This window comes from Bradyrhizobium sp. USDA 4011 (genome assembly GCF_054063415.1).
In genome coordinates this window covers 4,078,374-4,103,447 of the sequence record NZ_JBSSGG010000001.1, presented here as the reverse complement: position 1 = coordinate 4,103,447, position 25,074 = coordinate 4,078,374, and the positions used below count along the sequence as shown (strand labels likewise).

General features: G+C 64.2%; 27 protein-coding genes and 1 tRNA gene. 16 read left to right on the top strand and 12 right to left on the bottom strand.

Annotation, left to right across the window (positions count from 1 at the left end):
• The first annotated feature begins 39 nt into the window (after positions 1 to 39).
• Positions 40 to 1,371 carry an MFS transporter gene (locus tag ACVW1C_RS19160; protein WP_456759754.1) on the top strand — a complete coding sequence of 444 codons (1,332 nt, stop codon included), beginning with the start codon at positions 40 to 42 and terminating at the stop codon, positions 1,369 to 1,371.
• 103 nt (positions 1,372 to 1,474) lie between these two features.
• Here the strand turns inward: ACVW1C_RS19160 and ACVW1C_RS19155 are convergent, their stop codons facing one another.
• From ACVW1C_RS19155 to ACVW1C_RS19120, 8 genes are all read right to left on the bottom strand, one after another.
• On the bottom strand, positions 1,475 to 1,741 hold the full coding sequence (locus tag ACVW1C_RS19155; RefSeq protein WP_456759753.1) for a BQ00720 family protein: 267 nt from the start codon (positions 1,739 to 1,741) through the stop codon (positions 1,475 to 1,477).
• A 50-nt stretch (positions 1,742 to 1,791) separates the two neighbouring features.
• Positions 1,792 to 2,217, bottom strand: a complete 426-nt coding sequence (locus ACVW1C_RS19150) for an Hsp20 family protein (RefSeq protein ID WP_092120814.1) — start codon at positions 2,215 to 2,217, stop codon at positions 1,792 to 1,794.
• A gap of 274 nt (positions 2,218 to 2,491) precedes the next feature.
• Positions 2,492 to 3,574, bottom strand: coding sequence for a sn-glycerol-3-phosphate import ATP-binding protein UgpC (locus tag ACVW1C_RS19145; RefSeq protein WP_456759752.1), 1,083 nt, complete (start codon positions 3,572 to 3,574; stop codon positions 2,492 to 2,494).
• Positions 3,574 to 4,422, bottom strand: a complete 849-nt coding sequence (gene ugpE / locus ACVW1C_RS19140) for a sn-glycerol-3-phosphate ABC transporter permease UgpE (protein WP_092120808.1) — start codon at positions 4,420 to 4,422, stop codon at positions 3,574 to 3,576. The genes ACVW1C_RS19145 and ugpE overlap by 1 nt, the downstream gene beginning before the upstream one ends.
• Entirely contained in the window at positions 4,422 to 5,303 is an 882-nt protein-coding gene (ugpA, locus tag ACVW1C_RS19135) for a sn-glycerol-3-phosphate ABC transporter permease UgpA (protein ID WP_173639768.1), read from the bottom strand. Before ugpA ends, ugpE begins: the two co-directional genes overlap by 1 nt.
• 151 nt (positions 5,304 to 5,454) lie before the next feature.
• The gene (gene ugpB, locus ACVW1C_RS19130; RefSeq protein WP_456759751.1) at positions 5,455 to 6,771 is read right to left on the bottom strand and encodes a sn-glycerol-3-phosphate ABC transporter substrate-binding protein UgpB; all 1,317 of its coding nucleotides are present in this window, start codon (positions 6,769 to 6,771) and stop codon (positions 5,455 to 5,457) included.
• 263 nt (positions 6,772 to 7,034) lie between these two features.
• Entirely contained in the window at positions 7,035 to 8,240 is a 1,206-nt protein-coding gene (locus tag ACVW1C_RS19125; protein WP_456759750.1) for a CaiB/BaiF CoA transferase family protein, read from the bottom strand.
• 208 nt (positions 8,241 to 8,448) lie between these two features.
• Complete coding sequence (locus ACVW1C_RS19120; RefSeq protein WP_173639766.1) at positions 8,449 to 8,874, bottom strand: organic hydroperoxide resistance protein; 426 nt, start codon at positions 8,872 to 8,874, stop codon at positions 8,449 to 8,451.
• A 172-nt stretch (positions 8,875 to 9,046) separates the two neighbouring features.
• Here ACVW1C_RS19120 and ACVW1C_RS19115 point away from each other — a divergent pair, with 172 nt between their 5' ends.
• Positions 9,047 to 9,508 carry a MarR family winged helix-turn-helix transcriptional regulator gene (locus ACVW1C_RS19115; RefSeq protein ID WP_212312971.1) on the top strand — a complete coding sequence of 154 codons (462 nt, stop codon included), beginning with the start codon at positions 9,047 to 9,049 and terminating at the stop codon, positions 9,506 to 9,508.
• A 15-nt stretch (positions 9,509 to 9,523) separates the two neighbouring features.
• On the opposite strand, the gene ACVW1C_RS19110 is transcribed toward ACVW1C_RS19115, so the two are convergent.
• The 3 genes from ACVW1C_RS19110 to ACVW1C_RS19100 form a co-directional block, all read right to left on the bottom strand.
• Complete coding sequence (locus ACVW1C_RS19110; RefSeq protein WP_456759749.1) at positions 9,524 to 9,760, bottom strand: GIY-YIG nuclease family protein; 237 nt, start codon at positions 9,758 to 9,760, stop codon at positions 9,524 to 9,526.
• Positions 9,761 to 9,901: 141 nt separating this feature from the next.
• Positions 9,902 to 9,977 (bottom strand) — tRNA-Ala (locus tag ACVW1C_RS19105).
• 95 nt (positions 9,978 to 10,072) lie between these two features.
• Positions 10,073 to 10,480 carry a TIGR02300 family protein gene (locus tag ACVW1C_RS19100; RefSeq protein WP_029082481.1) on the bottom strand — a complete coding sequence of 136 codons (408 nt, stop codon included), beginning with the start codon at positions 10,478 to 10,480 and terminating at the stop codon, positions 10,073 to 10,075.
• Between the two features lie 146 nt (positions 10,481 to 10,626).
• Between ACVW1C_RS19100 and aroA the strand changes: the two genes are divergently transcribed.
• From aroA to ACVW1C_RS19030, 14 genes are all read left to right on the top strand, one after another.
• A complete protein-coding gene (aroA, locus tag ACVW1C_RS19095) occupies positions 10,627 to 11,964 on the top strand; it encodes a 3-phosphoshikimate 1-carboxyvinyltransferase (RefSeq protein ID WP_456759748.1) in 1,338 nt (445 codons plus the stop codon).
• On the top strand, positions 11,961 to 12,590 hold the full coding sequence (gene cmk / locus ACVW1C_RS19090; RefSeq protein ID WP_456759747.1) for a (d)CMP kinase: 630 nt from the start codon (positions 11,961 to 11,963) through the stop codon (positions 12,588 to 12,590). The genes aroA and cmk overlap by 4 nt, the downstream gene beginning before the upstream one ends.
• A gap of 41 nt (positions 12,591 to 12,631) precedes the next feature.
• A complete protein-coding gene (locus ACVW1C_RS19085) occupies positions 12,632 to 12,901 on the top strand; it encodes a hypothetical protein (RefSeq protein WP_456759746.1) in 270 nt (89 codons plus the stop codon).
• A gap of 63 nt (positions 12,902 to 12,964) precedes the next feature.
• On the top strand, positions 12,965 to 14,674 hold the full coding sequence (gene rpsA / locus ACVW1C_RS19080; RefSeq protein ID WP_173639763.1) for a 30S ribosomal protein S1: 1,710 nt from the start codon (positions 12,965 to 12,967) through the stop codon (positions 14,672 to 14,674).
• 336 nt (positions 14,675 to 15,010) lie between these two features.
• Entirely contained in the window at positions 15,011 to 15,988 is a 978-nt protein-coding gene (gene sppA, locus ACVW1C_RS19075) for a signal peptide peptidase SppA (protein WP_456759745.1), read from the top strand.
• A 174-nt stretch (positions 15,989 to 16,162) separates the two neighbouring features.
• Entirely contained in the window at positions 16,163 to 16,492 is a 330-nt protein-coding gene (locus tag ACVW1C_RS19070) for an integration host factor subunit beta (RefSeq protein ID WP_456759744.1), read from the top strand.
• A gap of 83 nt (positions 16,493 to 16,575) precedes the next feature.
• Positions 16,576 to 16,962, top strand: coding sequence for a LapA family protein (locus ACVW1C_RS19065; protein WP_207834248.1), 387 nt, complete (start codon positions 16,576 to 16,578; stop codon positions 16,960 to 16,962).
• A gap of 77 nt (positions 16,963 to 17,039) precedes the next feature.
• Positions 17,040 to 17,711 carry a phosphoribosylanthranilate isomerase gene (locus ACVW1C_RS19060; protein ID WP_456759743.1) on the top strand — a complete coding sequence of 224 codons (672 nt, stop codon included), beginning with the start codon at positions 17,040 to 17,042 and terminating at the stop codon, positions 17,709 to 17,711.
• Positions 17,708 to 18,925, top strand: coding sequence for a tryptophan synthase subunit beta (gene trpB, locus ACVW1C_RS19055; protein WP_456759742.1), 1,218 nt, complete (start codon positions 17,708 to 17,710; stop codon positions 18,923 to 18,925). Before ACVW1C_RS19060 ends, trpB begins: the two co-directional genes overlap by 4 nt.
• Complete coding sequence (gene trpA / locus ACVW1C_RS19050) at positions 18,922 to 19,758, top strand: tryptophan synthase subunit alpha (RefSeq protein ID WP_173639758.1); 837 nt, start codon at positions 18,922 to 18,924, stop codon at positions 19,756 to 19,758. The genes trpB and trpA overlap by 4 nt, the downstream gene beginning before the upstream one ends.
• Before the next feature lie 104 nt (positions 19,759 to 19,862).
• A complete protein-coding gene (gene accD / locus ACVW1C_RS19045) occupies positions 19,863 to 20,804 on the top strand; it encodes an acetyl-CoA carboxylase, carboxyltransferase subunit beta (RefSeq protein WP_092120775.1) in 942 nt (313 codons plus the stop codon).
• 95 nt (positions 20,805 to 20,899) lie between these two features.
• Positions 20,900 to 22,144: a bifunctional folylpolyglutamate synthase/dihydrofolate synthase gene (locus ACVW1C_RS19040; RefSeq protein ID WP_456763116.1), complete on the top strand. Its 1,245-nt coding sequence runs from the start codon at positions 20,900 to 20,902 to the stop codon at positions 22,142 to 22,144.
• A gap of 76 nt (positions 22,145 to 22,220) precedes the next feature.
• On the top strand, positions 22,221 to 22,961 hold the full coding sequence (locus ACVW1C_RS19035) for a metallophosphoesterase family protein (protein WP_456759741.1): 741 nt from the start codon (positions 22,221 to 22,223) through the stop codon (positions 22,959 to 22,961).
• 156 nt (positions 22,962 to 23,117) lie between these two features.
• Positions 23,118 to 24,140 carry an IS110 family RNA-guided transposase gene (locus tag ACVW1C_RS19030; protein ID WP_456759740.1) on the top strand — a complete coding sequence of 341 codons (1,023 nt, stop codon included), beginning with the start codon at positions 23,118 to 23,120 and terminating at the stop codon, positions 24,138 to 24,140.
• Between the two features lie 530 nt (positions 24,141 to 24,670).
• Here the strand turns inward: ACVW1C_RS19030 and trxA are convergent.
• The gene (trxA, locus tag ACVW1C_RS19025) at positions 24,671 to 24,991 is read right to left on the bottom strand and encodes a thioredoxin (protein WP_016847387.1); all 321 of its coding nucleotides are present in this window, start codon (positions 24,989 to 24,991) and stop codon (positions 24,671 to 24,673) included.
• Positions 24,992 to 25,074 lie beyond the last annotated feature (83 nt).

The following is a 25,074-nucleotide window of genomic DNA, read 5'->3' as shown; positions in this document are numbered from 1 at the left end:
TCCAGATGGCCCGAACATGCCGGGCCAGGGAGATGTACAATGACGACATTGGACATTGCAGTCGCCCCGCTCCCGGAAGCCGAGCACCAGGCGCAATTGCGTCGCGCACTGATCGCCAGCACGGTAGGCACCACCATCGAATGGTACGACTTTCTGCTTTACAGCACGGTGACCGGCCTGGTCTTTGGCAAGCTGTTCTTTCCCAAGTCCGATCCCCTGGTCGGCGTGCTGGAGGCCTTCGCCATCTACACGGTCGGCTTCATCGCGCGGCCGATCGGTGCTGCGGTCTTCGGCCACTATGGCGACCGCATCGGCCGCAAGGCGACGTTGATCGCCACGCTGCTGTTGACCGGGATCGCCACCGCGGCGGTCGGCCTCGTCCCCACCTATGACCAGATCGGCATCTGGGGTGCCGTCATCCTGACCGTGATCCGTTTCCTCCAGGGCGTCGGCGTCGGCGGCGAGTGGGGCGGCTCGGTGCTGCTCTCGATGGAGTGGGCGCGAACCAACCAGCACCGCGGCTTCATCACCTCGTGGCCGCAGCTCGGCGGTCCCGCCGGGTTGCTGCTGGCAAATATCGCGGTGCTGGTGTTCAGCCGAATCTCCGGCGACCAGTTCCTGGTTTGGGGCTGGCGCATTCCGTTCCTGCTCAGCCTCGTGATGATCGCGATCGGGCTCTACATCCGGCTCGGCATCATGGAGACGCCGACGTTCCGGCGGATCGTGGCCGAGAATCGCGTCGCGCGCGTTCCAGTGATCGAGGTGATCAGGAGGCAGCCGCGATCGATCATCCTCGCGGCGCTGGCACGGATGGCCGAACAGGCGCCGGCCTACATCTATCTCGCCTTTGTGTTCGCCTACGGCACCCAGGTCGTCCATCAAGACCGCGACTTCCTGCTGATCTGCCTGATCTGTGCCGGTCTCGTCTCGCTCGTCACCATCCCGCTGGCCGGACACCTGTCGGATCGCATCGGGCGCAAGCGGATGTATCTGATCGGCGCGGTCCTGACCGGGCTGTTCGGCTTCGCCTATTTCGGCCTGCTGAACACGGCAGCGCCGGCGCTGATCTTCATCGCCATCGTGCTGTCATTCGTGCCGCACGACCTGATGTATGGTCCGCAAGCGGCGCTGATCGCCGAATGCTTCACGCCGCGGCTGCGCTACAGCGGTTGCTCGATCGGCTACCAGCTCTCCTCGGTCATATCAGGCGGACCGGCACCGTTGATCGCCACCGCGCTGCTGGCCGCCACAGGCTCCGGCTACGTGATCGCGCTCTACATTCTGTTCTGCGCAGTGGTCAGCATTGTCGCGACCGCCATGATGCCCGACTACACCAACAAGGACATTTCCGAGGAGCACGACAGGCCCTGATGGCGTGATCCAAACGACGTCCGCAAAAAAATGCGCGGGCCACCTCGATCGGTGTCGAGGCATGCCCGCGCATTGAACTCGCGGATGCTGAATCAGCCGTGCGCTAGTGCACGCTGACGGCCTGCAGCTCGTTGCTCCAGGCGTTCGCGATCGCGGCTTCCCGGCTGTCGGTCAGCATGATCGGCGTGCCGTCGGCGGCATGCAGGGCGAACAGCATGAGGCCCGGCGCGATCTTCGGCGCCTGCGGAAAGAGATCCGGCACGTCCTCGGAACGGACCTGCTTCACATAGGCGATATGGCCCTCGCCCAGATGGGCCAGCGCTTCCGGCGTGACGCTCTCGGATTGGAAGATGGTACTCGCTTCACTCATGGTCTCGACTCCTCAGTCAGATAAGCGGTCGAGTCCGCTCGTTGTTTCTATTATTCGTGTTCATTGATAGCGATTGTCTTAACGACCCGTTCAGGTTCCGGCCTGGCCAGATCGATCGACAACAACCCGTTCTTCAGATCCGCGCCCAGCACCTGCATCCCCTCCGCCAGCACGAAGGTGCGCTGGAAGTGGCGCGCGGCGATGCCGCGATGGATGTATTGCCGAGCCTTGTCGTCCTGCTGGCGGCCGCGGATGACGAGCTGATTTTCCTCAATAGTTACATCGAGTTGGTCGCGGGTGAAGCCCGCCACTGCCAACGTGATGCGTAACCGCTCGGGCTGCCCGTTGGTACGGTCGCACCGCTCGATATTGTACGGAGGATAGCCGTCAGCGCCCTTCACGACGCGGTCGAGCGCACGCTCAATCTCGTCGAATCCCAGAAGGAACGGACTGGACAACGATGGAACACGAGACATTACAAAGTCCTCTCGAAGCGACTTTGAGGGGCCCTTGCGGCACCCCATGCAACCGGCGGGCCGCTTGCCCGTCGGTCACCAGCCAATATGGGAGTGATCTGGATAGCGTTCAAGCGCCTCTGAAACCAGCGTAAATGCCGCCTGGCGCATATCGGTTCTGATCAAATCAGGACCAATATGTTCCACTTTTTGTTTTGGGCGCGTTTCTTCACGCGAACCGGCGTCCACTCCGCTTGAAAACGCGCCAGCATGGCCCCCAATCGTTCCGGATCGGTTACGGGCCGACGCGCTTGCGGCCGTCAGCGGTAAAAAGATGCAGTTTGTCGCGCGGCGCGACCGCCCGGATCTGCTCGCCGATCGCAGGCCCCATGGCGCCGGGAATCCGGACGATCACTTCGCCGGGCGGCAGCTCGCCCGGATTGGCGGCGATGGCCCGTTCCTCGCGCTGGCGGCTGCCATAGACGAAGGTCTCGGCGCCGACATGCTCGATCGCCTCGACCGTCAGGCCGAGCGCGACGCCGCCGGATGCGGTCTCGCCCGTGATCACGAAATCCTCCGGCCGGATGCCGACGATGCCGGCACCATCGGCGCCCGCGATCTGGGAGGTCAGTTCGTCCGAGCGCAGCGGCATCAGGTTCATCGGCGGGGCGCCGATGAAGGAGGCGACGAAGGTGGTCGCCGGCTTCTGATAGATCTCCAGCGGATTGCCGATCTGCTCGACCTGGCCGCCATTCATGACCACGAGGATGTCGGCGAGCGTCATCGCCTCGAGCTGGTCGTGGGTGACGTAGATCGAGGTGGTGTTGAGCCGGCGCTGCAGCTTGCGGATCTCGACCCGCATCGCGATGCGCAGCTTGGCGTCAAGGTTCGACAGCGGCTCGTCGAACAGGAAGACTTTCGGCTGGCGCACGATGGCGCGGCCCATCGCGACGCGCTGGCGCTGGCCGCCGGAGAGCTGCCGCGGCTTGCGCTCCAGCATCGGCGAGAGCTCGAGGACGCGCGCGGCTTCCTCGACGCGGGTCTTGACCTCGGCTTCGGCCATGCCGCGGTTGCGCAGGCCGTAGGCCATGTTGTTGTAGACGCTCATATGCGGGTAGAGCGCGTAGTTCTGGAACACCATCGCGATGTCGCGATCGGCGGGCTCGATCTGGTTGACGACGCGGCCGCCGATGTCGATCTCGCCGCCGGTGATGGTCTCGAGCCCCGCGACCATGCGGAGCAGCGTGGACTTGCCGCAGCCGCTAGGCCCGACCAGCACGCAGAACTGGCCGTCGCCGACGTCGACATCGACGCCCTTGATGGCCTCGAAGCCGCCGGGATAGGTCTTGCGGACGCTGCGCAGCGTGACGTTGGCCATTACTTTTCCGTCTCCACCAATCCGCGCACGAACAGTTTCTGCATCACGACGACGACGAATACCGGCGGCAGCATCGCGAGCAGCGCGGTCGCCATCACGACGGGCCATTCGGTCAGCGCGTCGGTCGTGGTGATCATCTTGCGGATGCCGACCTGGATGGTCTGCATGTCGTCGCGCGTGGTGATCAAAAGCGGCCAGAGATACTGATTCCAGCCGAGGATGAACAGGATCACGAACAGGGCGGCCATGTTGGTGCGCGACAGCGGCAGCAGCGTATCCCAGAAGAAGCGGAACGGGCCCGCGCCGTCGATGCGCGAGGCCTCCAGCAACTCATCCGGCACGGTCATGAAGAACTGCCGGAACAGCAATGTCGCGGTGGCCGAGGCGATCAGCGGCAGCGACAGGCCGGCATAGCTGTCGAGCAGATGCAGGTCGGCGACGATCTTGTAGGTCGGATAGATGCGCACCTCGACCGGCAGCATCAAGGTGATGAAGATGATCCAGAAGATCGCCATCCGGAACGGAAAACGGAAATAGACGATCGCGTAGGCCGAGATGATCGAGATCGCGATTTTGCCGACCGCGATCAGGAGCGCCATGATCAGCGAGTTCAGCATCATGTTGAGCACCGGCTCGCGGGTCGAGCCGCTCGTGCCGACAAACAGCGTCTGATAGTAGGTCTCGAGGAAATGGCCGCCGGGTAACAGCGACATCTGGCCATTGGCGATGACGGCGTTGTCCTGGGTCGAGGCGACGATCGCCAGATAGACCGGGAAGGCGACGATCGCGATCCCGATCCACAGGATGGCGTGAGCCAGATAGCGCTGGAAGCCTTCCTCCTCGACCATCAGTAGGTCACCTTGCGTTCGACGAAGCGGAACTGGATTCCCGTCAGCACGACGACGATGACCATCAGGATGACCGACTGTGCCGCGGAGGAGCCGAGATTGCCGCCGAGCAGGCCATCCGTATAGACCTTATAGACCAGCGTTTCGGTCGCCTTGCCCGGGCCGCCGCGGGTCATCGTGTCGATGATGCCGAAGGTGTCGAAGAACGCGTAGACGATGTTGATCACCAAGAGGAAGAAGATGGTCGGCGACAGCAGCGGGAAGATCACGGTCCAGAACCGCCGCATCGGGCGGGCGCCGTCGATCGCGGCGGCCTCGATCACGCTCTTCGGGATGCTCTGTAGCCCGGCAAGGAAGAACAGGAAATTGTAGGAGATCTGCTTCCAGGCCGCGGCGAGGATGATCAGGGCCGCGGCCTGGTCGCCGTCGAGCAGCGGATTCCAGTCAACGCCCATCGCGCGCAGATAGCGCGACAGCACGCCGAGCGAGGGATGCAGCATGAACACCCAGAGCACGCCGACCACCGGCGGGGCGACCGCGTAGGGCCAGATCAGCAGCGTGCGGTACAGCGTCGAGCCGCGCAGCGGCTTGTCGGCCATCACCGCGAGCAGCAGCGCGAACGACAGCGAGGAGACGGCGATCGCGAACGAGAACGCGAAGGTTCGGACGATCGCCGCGAAATAGGCCGGGTCCTTGAATAATTCGAGATAGTTCTCGAACCACACGAAGGTGGTCGAAAGGCCGAAGGCGTCCTGCAGCAGGAAGGATTGGATCACCGCCTGCGCGGCCGGCCAGTAGAAAAAGATCAGGACGATCGCGAGTTGCGGGGCAACCAGCGCGTAAGGCAACAGTTTTGACTGGAAAATCGCTTGCTTTTGCATGATCTCTAAGAAAGTGGCAGGCCGCTTGTCGCGGCCTGCCGGTTGCCTAAAGCATGATCCGGAAAAGTGCGAAGCGGTTTTCCGAAGAGATCATGCTCAAACAAGAAGCGAAAGCGCGGTGACGATCTTCATCGCGCTTTTGCGCATCGTGTCAGTGGACGGCGGTCTTTTCAAACTGCCGCAGCATCTGGTTGCCGCGCTCGACGGCCGAGTCCAGCGCCTGCTTGGCGGTCTTCTTGCCGGCCAGCGCCTGCTCGATCTCCTCCGACCACATGTCGCGCAGCTGCACCATGTTGCCGAGGCGCAGACCGCGGGAATTCTCAGTCGGCTCCTTGTTGGTGAGCTCGAGCAGCGGGGTCTCCAGATAGGGCTGGTCCTTGTAGAAGCCCTCTTCCTTGGCCTTGGCGTAGGCGGCCTTGGTGATCGGCAGATAGCCCGAGGCCTTGTGGATCCAGACCTGGCGGTCGGTGTCCGAGAGGAAGGTCAGGAACTTGGCCACGCCCTTGTATTCCTCTGCCGACTTGCCGCCCATGACCCAGAGCGAGGCGCCGCCGATGATCGAGTTCTGCGGCGCGCCCTTGACGTCGGGATAATAGGGCATCGGTGCGGCGGTGAAGTTGAACTTGGCCTGCGCCTTGACGTTGCCGAAGAAGGCCGACGAGGTCAGGTAGATCGGGCATTCGCCCGCGGTGAAGCGGCCTTCGCCGGTGTTGGTGCGGCCGGCGTAGTCGTAGGTCTTGTCCTTCTGCAGCTCGATCAGGTTCTCGAGATGCTTGACCTGCAGCGGGCCGTTGAATTCGAGCACGGTGTCGAAGCCGTCGAGGCCGTTGGCCTTGCTGGCGAGCGGTACGTTGTGCCAAGCCGAGAGCTGCTCGAGATTGACCCAGGTGACCCACGAGCCGGAGAAGCCGCAGGTGGTGTAGCCGGCCGCCTTCAGTTTCTTGGCGTCCTCGAACACTTGCGGCCAGGTCTTCGGGATCTCCGCGATGTTGGCCTTCTTCAGCGCGTCGAGATTGACCCACATCACAGTCGACGACGAGTTGAACGGGAACGACAGCATCTCGCCCTTCGAGGTCGAGTAGTAGCCGGTGATCGCGGGCAGGTAGACGCTCGGATCGAACTTCTCGCCGGCATCGGCCATCAGCTTGTAGACCGGTTTGACGGCGCCGGTGGCGGCCATCATCGTCGCGGTGCCGACCTCGAACACCTGCATGATGTGCGGCGCGTTGCCGGCGCGGAATGCGGCGATGCCGGCGTTCATGGTGTCGGCGTAGCCGCCCTTGTAGGTCGGGATCACCTTGTAGTCGGATTGCGAGGCGTTGAAGTCGTTGGCCAGCTTGACGATGACGTCGTTGTTGGCGCCGGTCATCGCGTGCCACCATTGAATCTCAGTCACTGCAAACGCAGGCGACGCGAATACAAGCGTGGCAGCAGCTGCCGCAGCAGCGCCGAGTCGTTTGAAAATCATCAAAAGCCCCTCCGGTTGGAACACCATCTTTCGTTGCGCGCGTTATCAGCGCCGGATGACGTTCAAATGACCGTATAAACGAAAGCCATGGTACGGGGGAAGCCGAAGCGAAGGGAAGCGCTAAAAAAGGCGGAGAACGCAGCCCGCTTGCGTGCGCTGCAACGCCGGACGCGACGTTGCACCGCAGGGGCGACGTGTTGGCTTGATGCGAACGGTGCCCATCCCGCATCACCTGCGGGACGGGCTTTGCTTCGAATGCGCTGTTAGCGCTTGCGTTGGGGACCGCAGACCACGCCCTTGTCGACCAGGCCGTTGATCTCGTCCTTGGAGTAGCCGAACTCGCCGAGTACTTCCGCAGCGTGCTGGCTGAACTTCGGTGGCGTGCGGCGCAGGCTCGGCTTGGTGCGTTCGAGCCGGATCGGCGAGGCGACGCCCTTGTACCAATCCTTCTCGATGACGTCGCCGCGATGGATCGTGTGCGGGTTGGTCAGCGCCTGGTCGATCTTCTGCACGGGGCCGGCCGGCAGGCCGGCGGCGAGCAGCCGGTTGCACAGCGGCTCGGCCTCGTGCTGGCTGAACACCGCGGCGAGCTCGGCCCGGAGCGCGTCGCGGTTGGCGATGCGGTCCTTGTTGCGGGCAAAGCGCGGATCGGTGCCGAGCTCGGGCTTGCCGATCTCCTTGGCGAGCTTGCGGAAGGTGCCGTCATTGCCGACGCCGATGAAGATATTGTCGGTCTTGGTCGGGAAGATCGCGTACGGCACGAGGTTGGGATGCTCGTTGCCGGTGAGCTGTGGCGGCTTGCCATGCATGAAATAGTTCGCGGTGTGCGGATGCATGATCGCAAGCCCGGTCTCGTACAGCGTGGTCTCGAGGAACTGGCCGAGCCCGGAGCGCTGCCGCTCCGACAGCGCCATCAGGATGCCGATCGCCGCATAGAGGCCGGTCGTGATGTCGACCAGCGGCACGCCGATGCGCATCGGGCCGCTCTCCGGCGAGCCGGTCGCCGCGATCATGCCGGTCATCGCCTGGATGATCGCGTCGTAACCGGGATTGCCGCCCCGCGGGCCGTCGGCGCCGAAGCCGGAGATCCGGCAATGCACGAGGCGCGGAAATTTCGCGCGCAGCACGTCGTTGCCGATGCCCCATTTGTCGAGCGTGCCGGGCTTGAAGTTCTCGATCAGCACGTCGGCCGTCTCGAGCATCTTCATCAGCACCGCGCGTCCGCCCTCGGAGGCGAGGTCGAGGCCGATCGAGCGCTTGTTGCGGTTGATGCCGACGAAATAGGCCGCGTCTTCTTCATGGAAGGGAGGGCCCCAGTCGCGCACCTCGTCGCCGGCGGGCGGTTCGACCTTGATCACGTCGGCGCCGTGGTCGGCAAGGATCTGGGTGCAATACGGGCCGCCGAGCACGCGCGTCAGATCGATCACGCGCAGTCCGGTCATCGCACCCGTAGCCGCTGGGGTATTCATGGAAACAACCTTCGCTCAGTTGGGATCGGAAAACGAGGGTCCCAGAGCTAACGGTCTTCAGGCGAGGCAGCAATGCTTCCGTCGGCGCAGGCCCATGCGGCAGGCGGCGCGTGCGTTCGCCAAGCGAACTGGCATCTGCAATGCAATGATCCGCTGAAACGCAATAGTCCGCCACGCGGGACGTGGCGGACTATTGGCAGTGGGTGAACTAGACGACGCTCAGCTTGACGTCGACATTGCCGCGGGTCGCGTTGGAATAGGGGCACACCTGGTGGGCCTTCTCGACCAGCGCTTCGGCGTCGGTACGGGAGAGGCCGGGCAGCGAGACGGCGAGATCGACGGCGAGGCCGAAGCCGCCTTCCGAGCGCGGGCCGATGCCGACCGTCGAGGTGACGGAGGCGTCGGCGGGAACCTTGGGGCCGCCCTGCGAGGCCACGAACTTCATGGCGCCGATGAAGCAGGCGGCATAGCCGGCTGCGAACAGCTGCTCCGGATTGTTGCCGGCGCCACCGCCGCCACCGAGTTCCTTCGGGGTCGTGAGCTTGACGTCGAGCGCGCCGTCGAGCGTTGCCGCATGGCCGTCGCGGCCGCCGGTTGCCTTGGCGCTGGTCTTGTAGAGCACGTTCACAGACATCCTGGTCTCCCTTGGGTTTGGACTAAAGTTTGGATTCGACGTCGAATGTATTGCATCCAATTAGATTGCGCGCAATATAAATTATGCGGCCTCACATTTAATTGTTCGCAATTGAATCCGCGGTCCTGTGGGCCCAAAATGACCCGGAAACGAGATGGATTCGATGGGAATCATGGTCAGGAAACAGACGGCGGCGGATCAGGCGCTGCGGCTCGATAACCAGATCTGCTTTGCGGTCTATTCGACCGCGCACGCCTTCAACCGCGTCTACAAGCCGCTGCTCGACCGGCTCGGGTTGACCTATCCGCAGTATCTCGTGATGCTGGCGCTGTGGGAGCGCGACGACGTGCCGGTGAAAGACCTTGGCGAGCGGCTGTTCCTGGACTCCGGGACGCTGACACCCCTGCTGAAACGGCTCGAAGCGGCGGAGCTGATCAGGCGGACCCGCAGCACCGAAGACGAGCGGGTCGTGCTGATCGCGCTGACGCCGCAGGGCCACGCGCTGCGCGAAAAGGCCAAGGCCGTTCCGCAGTCGATCCTCGCGGCCTCGGACTGCACGGTTGGCGAGTTGATGGCGATGAAGAATGAGATCGTCGCGCTTCGCGACCGGCTGAATGCGGTGCTGGGGGAGTAGGGGGCTTGGGGGTTGCTAGAGGCGCTTCTTGGCGAAGGCGCGGCCGGATGCGGACTTCAGATATTTTTCAAAGGCGATGGCCTGCTGCTCGTCGCTGAACGCGACGTACGTCTTCAGCCGCCAAGGTCCATATTTGGATGTATGGGGTACCTCGCCGGCATTGTGCTTAGCCAGTCGAGCTCGCAGATCGTCTGTGAGGCCGACATAGAAGTGCAGGCAATCGAGGCTTTCGAGAATATAGACGTATTTCATCTGACACCCACGCGCTTGATGGGGTCGATGCTAACGCATTCGAATTTCGGTGAGAGCCCGGCTTCGCCCTTCGGGCTACGCCGCGGCAGCCTTCGCTACGGTAGGCCTTGCCGAGCCGAAGCTGGCGAAGCCAGCGAAGGCTGGTGGAGCCAGGCGGGATCGAACCGCCGACCTCTTGCATGCCATGCAAGCGCTCTCCCAGCTGAGCTATGGCCCCTTATCCAGTTGGGATGATCCTGGGGGATCGATCCCGGCCCGCGCGGCCTGGATGACTCGCGCGGCAGCACCGTTGATCATAGATCGGCGCCGATCTCAAGTCTCTTCGTCACCGCCGACGTCACCAATAATATCGGTCACGTCCTCATCGCCCTCTTCCTCGTCGGCGATGAAGGTCGAATCGTCGTCGTCATCGTCATCGATGGTCTCATCGACCTCGATATCGTCCTCGGATTCGGGAACTACGGCCTTGACCTTGCCGGTGTTCTCCTCGGCATCGGCCTCCTCGAGCGAGACCAACTCTTCGGTCTCGGCCGCCTCGGGCATCTCGGCGGCGGTCGCAGGCGAACTGACGGTGGCGCCACGACCCCGCGGCGGGGCTACAGGCGCGATCGGCACGACCTCACCGGTGTAGGGCGAAATCACCGGATTCTTGTTGAGGTCGTAGAACTTCTTGCCCGTGGTCGGGCAAATGCGCTTGGTTCCGAGCTCGGACTTAGCCAACGTGGTCATCCCAGAATTTTGCTGAAAAACGGTGCTTCACTTGGCTAGTTGAGGAGCCGCTGTCAATAGCGGTTTGCGCGCAAGTGACGGGCGCGTGACGCGGTGTTGCCTATGTGATACCTGCCGCGGCGCGAGAGGACACAATCTTGGCTCATTCCGACACCCCGACCCCGCTGGAATCGCGCGTTTGCGGCCCCCTGGCCGGCAAGGTCCGCGTTCCCGGCGACAAATCGATTTCCCACCGCGCCCTGATCCTCGGGGCACTTTCGGTCGGCGAAACCCGCATTTCCGGCCTTCTGGAAGGCGAGGACGTCCTCAATACCGCCAAATCCATGCGCGCGCTGGGCGCCAGGGTGGAGCGGACGGCGCCGTTTACCTGGTCGGTCTCGGGCGTCGGCGTCGGCGGCTTCGCCCAGCCCGCGGCACCGCTCGATTTCGGCAATTCCGGCACCGGATGCCGGCTGGTGATGGGCGCGGTGGCCGGCTGCCCGATCGCGGCCATTTTCGACGGCGACGCCTCGCTGCGCTCGCGCCCGATGCGCCGGATTCTCGATCCGCTGGAGCTCATGGGCGCCCGGACCAGCGACATCAGGGAGGGCGGCCGGCTGCCGCTCACCCTGCACGGCGCCCGCTATCCGGTACCGATCGTCTACAAGACGCCGGTCGCCTCGGCCCAGATCAAGTCCGCGGTGCTGCTGGCGGGCCTGTCCGCGCCCGGCATCACCACGGTCATCGAGCAGGAGGCGAGCCGCGACCACACCGAACTGATGCTGAAGCATTTCGGCGCCGAGATCTCCACGGAGAAGGAAGGCAGTCACGGCCGCAGGATCTCGCTGAACGGCGAGCCCGAGCTGCATGGCGCCGAGGTCGTGGTGCCCGCCGATCCTTCCTCGGCGTCGTTCCCGATCGTGGCGGCGCTGATCGTCGAAGGGTCCGACGTCGTGTTCTCCGACGTGATGACCAATCCGCTGCGCACCGGCCTGTTCACCACATTGCGCGAAATGGGCGCTTCGATCGAGGAGAGCGATGTGCGCGGCGATGCCGGCGAGCCGATGGCGCAATTGCGCGTGCGGGCCTCGAAGCTGAAGGGCGTCGAGGTGCCGCCGGAGCGCGCGCCGTCGATGATCGACGAATACCTGGTGCTGGCGGTTGCGGCGGCGTTTGCCGAGGGCACCACGATCATGCGCGGCCTGCAGGAGCTGCGCGTCAAGGAGTCCGACCGTCTCGAAGCCACCGCCGACATGCTGCGCGTCAACGGCGTCAAGGTCGAGGTTTCCGGCGATGATCTGATCGTCGAGGGCCGCGGCCACGTTCCGGGCGGCGGCCTTGTCGCCACCCACATGGATCATCGCATCGCGATGTCGGCGCTGGTGATGGGCTGTGCGTCGGATCGGCCGGTGAAGATCGATGATACCGCCTTCATCGCCACCAGTTTCCCGGATTTCATTCCGATGATGCGCGCGCTCGGAGCTGACTTCGCATGATCATTGCCATCGATGGACCCGCCGCCTCCGGCAAGGGCACGCTCGGCAAGCGGCTCGCTCACCACTACGGCTACCGCCATCTCGACACCGGCGTGATCTACCGCGCTGTGGCCTATGCGATGATGGCGCAGGGCGCCGATCTCAACGATGAGGCGCTGGCGGTGGCTGTCGCGCTCGAGCTCGATCCCGAGAAATTCGGCAATCCGATCCTGAAGACCCAGAAGGTTGGTGAAGGCGCATCGGTTGTGTCGGCCTTTCCCAAGGTGCGCGAGGCGCTGGTCAACTTCCAGCGCCAGTTCGCCGCCGATCCGCCCGGCGCGGTGCTGGATGGGCGCGATATCGGCACCGTGATCTGCCCGGATGCCGACGTGAAGATCTTCGTGGTCGCCGACCCCCGCGTGCGGGCGCGGCGGCGCACCCTGGAGGCTCGTGCCCGTGGCGAGGACGCCGACGAGGAAGCGGTGCTGGCCGACATCCTCAAGCGTGACGAGCGGGACAAGAACCGCGCCGTCGCGCCGTTGCGGCCGGCGGCGGATGCCCACACGCTGGACAATTCCAATCTCGACATCGAGGCCGGGGTCCGCGCCGCCATCGCCATCGTCGAGGCGGTGCGCGCCCGGCGCTAGAATCGCCGGCAGCGGAGGGCCCTTGCTGAAAACCCAGCAAAATGGGGCATTTCCTGCTTGCCGAAAACGGCTTGCAGGGCTATATCAGCGCCGTTCGGAGCACCATCGACCATGTCGAGGCCGCGTCTGAGCGGGCCGGCGATGGGTTTGAGCCCTCGCCGCATCTGGAGGAACGCCCGCTCCCAGGTCTTGAAGTCGATATTTTCGTTTCAGGCTCCGGATCATTCAAACGTACCGAACGTGCAGTTTTGCTGCCGGCCCGCTGTTGCACCTCCTGCAATGAGCGGTCGTCAGGGTTTGCGGAACCCTGACACTTCACGCGCGGTGCGCCCATCAACCCGAACGGCCGGCAAGATCCCGCATTTGGAGAACAAATGGCTTCGAATACTGTGTCTTCCTATTCCCCGACCCGCGACGACTTCGCGGCGATGCTTGATGAATCCTTTGCCGGCGGCAATTTGCAGGAAAGCTCGGTCATCAAGGGCAAGGTGGTTGCAATTGAGAAGGACATGGCCGTCATCGACGTCGGCCTGAAGACCGAAGGCCGCGTTGCGCTGCGCGAATTCGCCGGCCCCGGCCGTGAAAGCGATCTGAAGGTCGGCGACGAAGTCGAGGTGTTCCTCGACCGGATCGAGAATGCGCTCGGCGAAGCCGTGCTGTCGCGCGACAAGGCGCGCCGCGAGGAAAGCTGGGGCAAGCTCGAGAAGGCGTTCCAGAACAACGAAAAGGTCAACGGCGTCATCTTCAACCAGGTCAAGGGCGGCTTCACAGTCGACCTCGACGGTGCGGTGGCCTTCCTGCCGCGCTCGCAGGTCGACATTCGTCCGATCCGCGACGTCGCGCCGCTGATGAACAACTCGCAGCCGTTCCAGATCCTCAAGATGGACCGCCGCCGCGGCAACATCGTGGTGTCGCGCCGCACGGTTCTCGAAGAGACCCGCGCCGAGCAGCGCCAGGAGCTGGTGCAGAACCTCGAAGAGGGTCAGGTGATCGACGGCGTGGTCAAGAACATCACCGATTACGGTGCGTTCGTTGATCTCGGCGGCATCGACGGCCTGCTCCACGTGACCGATATCGCCTGGCGCCGCGTCAACCACCCGACCGAGGTGCTGACCATCGGCCAGACCGTGAAGGTCAAGATCATCAAGATCAACCACGAGACGCACCGCATCTCGCTCGGCATGAAGCAGCTGCTGGATGATCCGTGGCAGGGCATCGAAGCCAAGTACCCGCTGGGTGCCCGCTTCACCGGCCGCGTCACCAACATCACCGACTACGGCGCGTTCGTCGAGCTCGAGCCCGGCATCGAAGGCCTGATCCACGTCTCCGAGATGTCGTGGACCAAGAAGAACATGCACCCCGGCAAGATCGTTTCGACCTCGCAGGAAGTCGAAGTGCAGGTGCTCGAAGTGGATTCGGTCAAGCGCCGCATCTCGCTCGGCCTCAAGCAGACCATGCGCAATCCCTGGGAAGTCTTCGTCGAGAAGTTCCCGGTCGGTTCGGTGGTCGAGGGCGAGGTCAAGAACAAGACCGAGTTCGGTCTGTTCCTCGGTCTCGAGGGCGATGTCGACGGCATGGTCCATCTCTCCGACCTCGACTGGAAGCTTCCGGGAGAGCAGGTCATCGACAACTTCAAGAAGGGCGACATGGTCAAGGCCGTGGTGCTCGATGTCGATGTCGAGAAGGAGCGCATTTCCCTCGGAGTCAAACAACTTGAAGGCGACCCCTTCGCCGAGCCGGGCGACGTCAAGAAGGGCGCGGTCGTGACCTGCGAAGTGCTCGAAGTGAAGGAGAGCGGCATCGAGGTCCGGATTTCGGGCACCGAGTTCACCACCTTCATCAAGCGGTCCGAGTTGGCCCGCGATCGCAACGACCAGCGCGCCGAACGCTTTGCGGTCGGCGAGAAGGTCGATGCCCGCGTCATCCAGTTCGACAAGAAGGCCCGCAAGGTGCAGGTCTCGATCAAGGCGCTGGAAGTTGCCGAAGAGAAGGAAGCCATCGCGCAGTACGGCTCCTCCGATTCGGGAGCGACGCTTGGCGACATCCTCGGCACCGCGCTGAAGAACCGCGGCACCGACAAGTAAGCATTCGCTAGAGTTCAGGCGAACATTGGGGCCCCGGCGCAAGCCGGGGCCTTTTTGTTATCCTGCAGCCGGATGGAGCAGAGCGAAGCTGCCTTCTCCTTCCCCCTGGAAGGGGGAAGGTCGGGATGGGGGTCAGCCGCGGGCGACGCTGTAACCTGACGGAGCAGATTCCCACCCGCTTTGCTCTCGCAAGCAAAGCGACCTTCCCTTTCAAGGGGAGGTTGGAGCCTTGTTTTCTTCATATTGGGTCGCAATTGATGTATTTGGCTAAGCTGATAGTGACGCTGCGACGGCAAAACGCGCGGATTGCGCGCTGACCATTTCGGGAGAGATCGGATGTCGCTGGATTCAGACGTGATCGTCGACCGCCGCCGTATCAGGCGCAAGCTGACGTTCTGGCGCGTCGCCGCGGCGGTCATTGCAATCGCGGCCATCGTCGGCGTGGGCGTGATCGCTGCCGGCGGACGCGGCGCCTTCTCGACGTCGAACGCGATCGCGCGGATCAATATCGACGGGCTGATCCGCAGCGACCAGGAGCGCGTCGAGGCGCTGGAGCGGCTCGGCAAGTCGAGCTACGCGGCTGTTGTCGTGCACATCAATTCGCCCGGCGGCACCACCGCGGGCTCCGAGCAGCTTTACGACTCGCTGATGCAGTTGAAGGCGAAGAAGCCGCTTGTCGTCGTGGTCGAGGGATTGGCGGCCTCGGGCGGCTACATCACGGCGATCGCCGCCGACCATATCGTCGCCCAGCAGACTTCGCTGGTCGGTTCGATCGGCGTGCTGTTCCAGTTCCCCAACGTTTCCGAATTGCTCAAGACCGTCGGCGTGAAGATGGAGGAGATCAAGTCTTCGCCGCTGAAGGCCGCGCCGAACGGCATGGAGCCGACCAGTCCGGAAGCCCGCGCCGCGATCGAGGGTCTGGTCAAGGATTCCTATGCATGGTTCCGTGGATTGGTGAAGGAACGACGCGGCATGGACGATGTTCTGCTGGAGAAGGTCGCGGATGGCCGCGTCTTCACCGGCCGGCAGGCGGTCGATCTCAAGCTGATCGATCAGCTCGGAGATGAAAGGACCGCGATCGCCTGGCTGGTTGCGGAGAAGAAGGTCAAAAGCGATCTGCCGGTGCGCAATTACAAGCTCAATCCGCGATTCAGCGACCTGACCTTCCTGCGCACCGCGGCTTCAATGACGCTCGATGCGTTCGGCCTTGGCGGCATCGCGCGGCGGATCGAGCAGGGCGGCGTGGCGCAGGCGGTCGACCGGTTCGGGCTCGACGGCATGCTGGCGCTGTGGACTCCCGGAGGAGGCGACTAGTCGAGCGCGAAAGGCGTGCTGATCAGGGTATTCCCGCTCTGCGGGAATCGCCGCATGCTCTAATTGGGCTATTTGTCACGCGATTTCACGGCATTCTAAATTGATTTAGCGTCTTGACAGTGCACGGCATTTTCACGGAAATGGGTTTCCGCAAGAGCCCGGATCCCATTTTCGATGATCAAATCCGAACTTGTTCAGCGTATCGCCGAGCACAACCCGCACCTCTATCAGCGGGACGTCGAGAACATTGTGAATGCGATTCTCGATGAAATCGTCGCGGCGCTGGCGCGTGGCGACCGCGTCGAGCTGCGCGGTTTTGGCGCTTTCTCGGTGAAGCATCGCCCGGCCCGTGCCGGCCGCAATCCGCGTACCGGCGAGCATGTGCCGGTCGACCAGAAGAGCGTGCCGTTCTTCAAGACCGGCAAGGAAATGCGCGAGCGCCTCAATCGCAACGAGGCGGAGGCGGGAGCCTCCAAGATCGACGCGCCCAAGGCTGACGCTTAAGGCTGACGCTTGGCGCGACGCCCGGCGTTGCCGTTGCTGCGGGCGATGGCCCCGCACTTTCTCCATCGCTGCGAGAGATGGTCATGCGAAAGTTCTTCACGGCAGTCGTCGTCGTTCCGCTCGGGCTGATCTTCATCATCTTTGCCGTCGCCAACCGTCACTGGGTGACCGTGTCGTTTGATCCCTTCAACTCTGTGACGCCGACGGTTGCGGTCACACTGCCGCTGTTCGTCGTCATCATCGCGTCCGCCATTCTCGGCGTGATCGCCGGTGGCATTGGAACCTGGTTCAAGCAAGGGCGCTGGCGCCGTGCCGCCCGCCAGCATGAGGCCGACGCCCGCCACGTCCGCGCCGAACTCGCCGACCTCAGGGCCACCGCCTCCCGGGACGACGCGCAGCGCCGTTCGGCCCCGGCCCAGCTGGGCTTTTACGGGCCCAATGGGCGAGACAAGCAGGGCGCGACGTTGTAGAACCCGCCCCGTCGGACCCGGGATTACCCCCTGTTCCAGCCGCCCGAAAACCCGTTTTTGAGACCCGTTTCGAGACCATGCCCCTGCTCGTCAAAATCTGCGGCCTGTCCACGCGCGAGACGCTCGACGTCGCGCTTGACGGCGGCGCGGACATGGTGGGGTTCGTGTTCTTTTCCCCGTCGCCGCGCCATATCAGCCTCGAGACCGCGCGCGAGCTCGGTAGCCGCGCCAAGGGTCGCGCCGTCAAGGTCGCGCTGACCGTCGATGCCGACGACGCCACCTTGGAAAACATCGTCGAGACGCTGCGGCCGGATATCCTGCAACTGCACGGCAAGGAAACGACCGCGCGGCTGCGCGACATCAAGCAGAGGTTCGGCCTGCCGCTGATGAAGGCGCTGCCAGTCGAGACCGCGGCCGACCTCGCTCCGCTGCCGGGCTATGCCGGCGTCGCCGACCGCATCCTGTTCGATGCTCGCGCGCCGAAGGATGCCACGCGGCCGGGCGGTCTCGGCGCGCCGTTCGACTGGCACCTGCTGGAAAACCTCGATCTCGCGCTGCCCTACATGGTCTCCGGCGGGCTCAACGCCGACAACGTCGCTGAAGCAGTCCGCGTCACCCGCGCTGGCGGGGTCGACGTATCGTCGGGCGTGGAGCGCACGCCGGGCGTCAAGGATCCCGAGCTGATCCGCGCCTTCATCCGCGCCGCACGCGCAACCCAAAGAACTACCCAAGAACTGATGGTTCGATGAATCAAAACCTGCCCAATTCCTTCCGCAGCGGCCCCGACGAGCGCGGGCATTTCGGCATTTTCGGCGGACGCTTTGTCGCGGAAACGCTGATGCCGCTGATCCTCGATCTCGAAAAGGCCTACGCCGACGCCAAGGCCGATCCGGCGTTCCAGGCCGAGATGAACGTCTACCTGAAGGACTATGTCGGCCGGCCCTCGCCGCTCTATTTCGCCGAACGGCTCACCGAGCATCTCGGCGGCGCGAAGATCTATCTGAAGCGCGAGGAGCTCAACCACACCGGTTCGCACAAGGTCAACAACGTGCTCGGCCAGATCATCGTCGCGCGCCGTATGGGCAAGAAGCGCATCATCGCCGAGACCGGCGCCGGCCAGCACGGCGTGGCGACGGCGACGCTGTGCGCGCGCTTCGGGCTCGAATGCGTGGTCTATATGGGCGCGGTCGACGTCGAGCGGCAGCAGCCGAACGTGATCCGCATGGAGATGCTGGGCGCCAAGGTCGTCCCGGTGCAGTCGGGCGCGCGCACGCTGAAGGACGCGATGAACGACGCGCTGCGCGACTGGGTCACCAACGTGCACAACACCTTCTATTGCATCGGAACGGTGGCGGGCCCGCACCCCTATCCGATGATGGTGCGCGATTTCCAGTCGATCATCGGCCACGAGACGCGCACGCAGATGCAGGAGGCCGAGGGCCGCCTGCCGGACTCGCTGATCGCCTGCATCGGCGGCGGCTCCAATGCGATGGGCCTGTTCCATCCGTTCCTCGACGATCCTTCGGTCGAGATCTTCGGTGTCGAAGCGGCCGGTCACGGGCTGACGCAGCTGCATGCCGCCTCGCTTGCCGGCGGGCGTCCCGGCGTGCTGCACGGCAACCGCACTTATCTGTTGATGGACGCCGATGGCCAGATCGAGGAAGCGCATTCGATCTCCGCCGGCCTCGATTATCCCGGCATCGGCCCCGAGCACGCCTGGCTGCACGAGACCGGCCGCGTGAAATATCTCTCGGCGACCGACGAGGAAGCGTTGGCCGCATTCCAGCTGCTGTCGCGGTTAGAGGGCATCATCCCCGCGCTGGAATCGGCGCACGCGATCGCGAAACTGTCCGAACTCGCGCCGCAGCGGCCCAGGGATCACCTGATGGTGGTCAACCTCTCAGGCCGTGGCGACAAGGACGTGCCGCAGGTCGGCGACATCTTGAAGGCGAGGAAGAAGTGACCACCCGTATCGACGCACGTTTCGCCGAGCTGAAGCAGCAGGGCCGCTCCGCTTTCGTCACCTTCGTGATGGCCGGCGACCCCGACGCAAAAACCTCGCTCGACATCCTCAAGGCGCTGCCGAAGGCCGGCGCCGATGTCATCGAGATCGGCATGCCCTTCACCGATCCGATGGCCGATGGCCCATCGATCCAGGCCGCCGGTCTGCGCGCGCTCAAGGGCGGCATGACGCTGCGCAAGACGCTGGCGATGGTCCGCGACTTCCGCAAGGACGACAACACGACGCCGATCGTGCTGATGGGATACTACAATCCGATCTACATCTACGGCGTCGAGAGCTTCCTTGCCGATGCCAAGACCGCCGGCGTCGATGGGTTGATCATCGTCGACCTGCCGCCGGAGGAAGATACCGAGCTCTGCATCCCCGCGTTGAAGGCCGGGCTGAACTTCATTCGCCTCGCGACGCCGACCACCGACGACAAGCGTCTGCCGGCGGTGCTCGCGAACACCTCGGGCTTTGTCTATTACGTCTCGATCACCGGCATCACCGGCGCTGCGACGGCCGATTCGAACGCGGTTGCGGAAGCCGTCGCTCGCATCAAGCGGCATACCAAGCTGCCGGTCTGTGTCGGCTTCGGCATCCGCACCCCGGAAACGGCGCGCGCGATCGCCGAGAACGCCAATGGCGCCGTGGTCGGCACCGCGATCGTCGACGTGGTGCGCGCCAATCTCGATGCCGAGGGCCGCGCGACGCCGAAGACCGTGAGCGCGGTCGCGGACCTGGTGTCCGCGCTGGCGCAGGGGGTCCGGGGCGCCAAGCAGGCCGCTGAATAAGCCACATTTTGCGGCAACAAGGCCGCAGACGGCGGCTTGCCGGGTTCGCCCGGCCCGCCATATATCCAGCTGGTGCGGGACCGACCCGCATTTCGGAGCGAACCATGAACTGGCTCACCAACGTCGTCCGGCCGAAGATCCGCAACATCCTGCGGCGCGAGACGCCGGAAAACCTCTGGATAAAGTGCCCGGATTCCGGGCAGCTCGTATTCTACAAGGACGTCGAGGCCAACCAGTTCGTGATCCCCGGCTCGAACTACCACATGCGCATGGGCGCGGTGGCGCGGCTGAAGTCGATCTTCGACAACGAGACCTGGTTCGACGTCGCGCTGCCTGAGGTAACGGCTGATCCGCTGAAATTCCGCGATGAGCGCAAATATGTCGACAAGATCAGGGATGCGCGGGCCAAGACTGGCCTGAACGACGCGGTCAAGGTCGGCTACGGCAAGCTCGAAGGCACCGGCGTCGTGGTCGCTGTGCAGGATTTCGATTTCATGGGCGGCTCGCTCGGCATGGCCGCGGGTGAGGCGATCGTGCGCGGGCTCGAGCTCGCGGTCGAGAAGAAGTCGCCCTTCATCGTGTTCGCCGCGTCCGGCGGTGCACGGATGCAGGAAGGCATCCTGTCACTGATGCAGATGCCGCGCACCACGGTCGGCGTGCAGATGCTGCGCGAGGCGAAGCAGCCCTATATCGTGGTGCTGACCAATCCGACCACCGGCGGCGTGACAGCCTCTTATGCGATGCTCGGCGACGTCCAGATTGCCGAACCCGGTGCGCTGATCGGCTTTGCCGGCGCGCGCGTGATCGAGCAGACCATCCGCGAGAAGCTCCCGGAAGGTTTTCAGCGCGCCGAATATCTGCGCGAGCACGGCATGGTCGACATGGTCGTGCATCGCCATGAGATGAAGGCCACGCTGGCGCGGCTGTGCCGCCTGCTGACCAGGGCACCGGCGCTTGAAACCGCGTCCAAGCCCACGGTCGCCGTCACCGAGCCGGCCCAGATCGTCACGGCACCGGAGACGGTGCCGGCCGCGCCGCACGCGTGACCGCAAACGCTGCCCCAACGCAACCCTCGTTCGAGGCGTTGATCGCACGGATATCGGCGCTGCATCCGAAGCGCATCGATCTCAGCCTCGATCGCATGCGCGGCCTGATGGAGCGACTCGATCATCCGGAGCGCAAGCTGCCGCCGGTGATCCATGTCGCCGGCACCAACGGCAAGGGCTCGACCATCGCCTATCTGCGCGCGATCCTCGAAGCCGCCGGCCTGCGCGTGCATGTCTTCACCTCGCCCTATCTGGTGCGGCTCAACGAATGCTACCGACTGGGTGCCACGGGCGGCGGCAAGCTCGTCGGTGACGACGAGCTGCGCACGACGTTGGAGCATTGCGAGCGCATCAACGCCGGCAACCCCATCACCATCTTCGAGATGGAAACCGCAGTCGCGTTCTGTCTGTTCGCGAAGCATCCGGCCGATGTCGCGCTGCTTGAGGTCGGCCTCGGCGGCCGGCTGGATTCGACCAATGTGGTCGAGACGCCGCTGGCCTCGGTGATTACGCCGGTCAGCATGGATCACATGGAATTCCTCGGCGATACGCTGACTTTGATCGCCGGCGAGAAGGCCGCGATCATCAAGCGCAAGGTGCCGGTGGTCTCTGCCGAGCAGGCGCCGGACGCGATGGCCGTGATCGAGGCGGAGGCGAGCCGCATGCGCGCGCCGCTGCATGCCGCCGGCCAGCAATGGCATGTCGGCGTCGAGCGCGGCCGGCTGGTCTATCAGGACGAGCGCGGACTGATGGATCTCGCCGCGCCAAGACTGTTCGGCCGGCACCAGTTCGACAATGCGGGCCTCGCGATTGCGACCTTGCGCGCGATCGACACCTTCAAGCTCAACATCGCGGCCTATGAGGCCGGCATCGTCAATGCGGAATGGCCGGCGCGGATGCAGCGGCTGGTCTCAGGCAGCCTCGTCTGCCAGGGACCGCAAGGCTCCGAGGTCTGGCTCGACGGCGGGCACAATGCAGAGGGCGGCCGCGTTGCGGCGGCGGCGCTCGGCGATCTCGAGGAGCGCGTGTCGCGGCCGCTGGTCGTGATCACAGGCATGATGGCCAACAAGGATGCCAATGCATTCCTCGCCAATTTCGCCGGACTGACGCGCCACATCATCGCGGTCCCGGTGCCCGGCCGCGACAACGGCATGGCGCCGGACAAGCTCGCCGACGCCGCGCGTGCGCTCGGCATGCGGGTCGAGATCGCATCCGGCGTCGACGCCGCGCTGCAACGACTTGCCACGCTGGCCTACGAAGTGCCGCCGCGCATCCTGATCACCGGCTCGCTGTATCTCGCCGGCCCTGTGCTTGCGGCCAACGGCACGCCTCCTGCATGATGTCGGTGTCGTAGCCCGGATTGCGCTTCGCTCCATCCGGGCCACGGGACGTCGCGCTTGAGGACAGGACAACACCATGCGTTTTGCTGCGATCGCCGACATCCACGGCAACCATCTCGCGCTTGAAGCGGTGCTGTCGGATATCCGGGCGCAGGGAATTTCCGACATCGTCGACCTCGGCGACATGGTGAGCGGGCCGCTCGACGCCCGGCCGACCATCGACATGCTGATGCAGCTCGATGCCGTCCATCTGCTCGGCAATCACGACCGCTATCTGATCGACCGTCTGCACGAGAAAATGGGCTCATGGGAGCGGCTGACCTATACGCAGCTCGAGCCGCAGCATCTCGACTGGCTGCGCACCCTGCCGGCGAATGCGGTCTATCGCGACGCGGTTTTCCTCTGTCACGCGACGCCCCAGGACGACGAAACCTACTGGCTCGAGACGGTGCTGCCGGGCGGCGAAGTCTGCATGTCGACGCTGGAATCGATCGAGGCGCGGGCGGCCGGCGTGACGCAATCGCTGATCCTTTGCGCGCACACCCATACCGCGCGAGCGGTGCGGCTTCGCGATGGGCGGCTGATCGTCAATCCCGGCAGCGTCGGCTCGCCCGGCTATCGCGCCGGTAAGCCGCATCCGCATGTCGTTGAGGCCGGCTCGCCGGATGCGCGCTACGCGATTCTTGAACGCGTCGATGGCGGCTGGGATGTGACCTTCCGCCACATCCCCTACGATCACGCAGCGATGGCGGCGCTGGCGCGGCGCAATGGTCAAGCCGAGCTCGCCTCGGCGCTGGCGACGGGATGGATACGCTGATCCGTAGATGGGGTAACGGGCCGGCCGCCCGCTCGCTACGGCGCGATTTGGAGGCGCGCTCGCGAGCGGCCTGTTGGTTGGAAGGCGGTCGTCCCTCGAACTGATGGTGTCAAACGGAGTGAGGCAAGCCCGCTCCAAGCATCATGAGGGACGACCATGTACCACTATGCAGGAATCGACGTGTCTTTGGAATGCTCGAGTGTTTGCCTTGTCGACGGGGCCGGCAAGATTTTGCGCGAGGCGAAGGTTGCGAGCGAGCCGGAGGCCCTGATCGGCTGGTTCCGGTCGCTGGGGCTGGTGCTTGAGCGGATCGGGCTGGAGGCAGGTCCCTTGTCGCTGTACGCGGCGATGCGGGAGGCGGGACTTGCGGTTGAGCTTCTGGAGACCCGGCATGTGCGCGATGCGTTCAAGGCAATGGTGGTGAAGTCGGACCGCAATGATGCGCGCGGGATCGCGCAACTGATGCGGCTCGGCTGGTTCCGGCCGGTGCACTGCAAATCGATCGCGGCGCAGGAGAGCCGTGCCATTCTGACGGCGCGCAAGCTGCTGCAATCCAAGCTGCGCGACGTCGAGAACAGCCTGCGCGGCGTGCTCCGCGGCTTTGGCCTGAAGGTCGGCGCGACCACCGAGCGCACCTTCGCCGAACGCATCCGGGAGCTCGTTGCGGGCCATCCTGGACTTGAGGTGGTGGCGCAGGCGCTGCTCGAAGCCCATGCCGTGCTGCGGCGCGAGTTCAACAGCCTGGACAAGCAGGTCCAGAAGCTCGCCAAATCGCACCCGCAGGCCAGGCTCTTGATGACGACGCCGTCCGTCGGCCCGATCGTGGCGCTCACCTATGCCTCGGCGGTCGACGACCCGAAGCGCTTCCGGTCATCGAAGGCGACAGGAGCGCATTTTGGCCTCACCCCGAAGAAATACCAATCGGGGGAAACCGATTACACCGGCCGCATCAGCAAGATCGGCGATGCGTCCGTGCGCGAGGCGCTCTATCAGGCGGCTCACGTGATGCTGACCAAGCCGGTCAGGAATTGCGCGGCGCTGAAGGGCTGGGCCATGCGGATCGCCAGGCGTGCCGGCATGCGCAAGGCCAAGGTCGCGCTGGCGCGCAAGCTCGCTGTCATCCTGCATCGCATGCTCGCCGATGCGAAACCATTCAACCCGTTGGCCAACGCCATCTAAACCAGGAGCATCAATCGGTTCTGGGCGGGCCACGACACCAGGCTCTCCCCGAGCGAAGTCCCTTCGCCGGGACGATGGATCCGGTCAGGCCGCCATCCGGGAAGTGGCTCACAACCACGCTTCCGTAGATTGGCCGGCCGGCTCCTCAATGCACCCCATCAGGCGACGGCCGCCGTGCCGATCCCGTACAGAAGCAAGTGCCCGGCGAGTGGATGACGCAAAAAGGGATTGACTAAACAAGGCCCGTTACAGAAGCCCGGATGAAGCGAGCGAAATCCGGGATGGGTCCACTTGCCGATTGGCTCCAACCTCCCCTTGAAAAGGGGAGGTCGCTTTGCTCACCAGAGCAAAGCGGGTGGGGATCTACTCTCTCCGCAGACAGCATCGCCTGCGGCTGACCCCCATCCCGACCTTCCCCCTTTCAGGGGGAAGGAGAAGACAGCCTCGTTGAGCTGCATGCGGGCTCCGCACAAAACAAAGCGGCCGGCTTCTCGCCGGCCGTTTGCACGAATCAGCTAATTCGAAACGGATCAGACCGCAGCGGTGATCCACTGCTGCAGCTTGGCCTTCGGCGCGGCACCGACCTGACGGGACGCCATCTCGCCGCCCTTGAAGATCATCAGGGTCGGGATCGACATCACGCCATATTTCGACGCGGTCTTCGGGCTCTCGTCGACGTTGAGCTTCACGATTTTGACCTTGTCGCCCATCGCGCCGGAAATTTCATCGAGAGCGGGCGCGATCATGCGGCAGGGTCCGCACCACTCGGCCCAGAAGTCGACGACCACCGGCCCGGTCGCCTTGAGCACTTCGGCTTCGAAATCGGCGTCAGAAACCTTGCCAACGGCCATGTGATTACCTCGTTCGGTTGAGACAAAAGGGCGGCTGAGAATCGCGCCCGGGGAGCATGGGTCAAACCTATGAACGCCCCCTT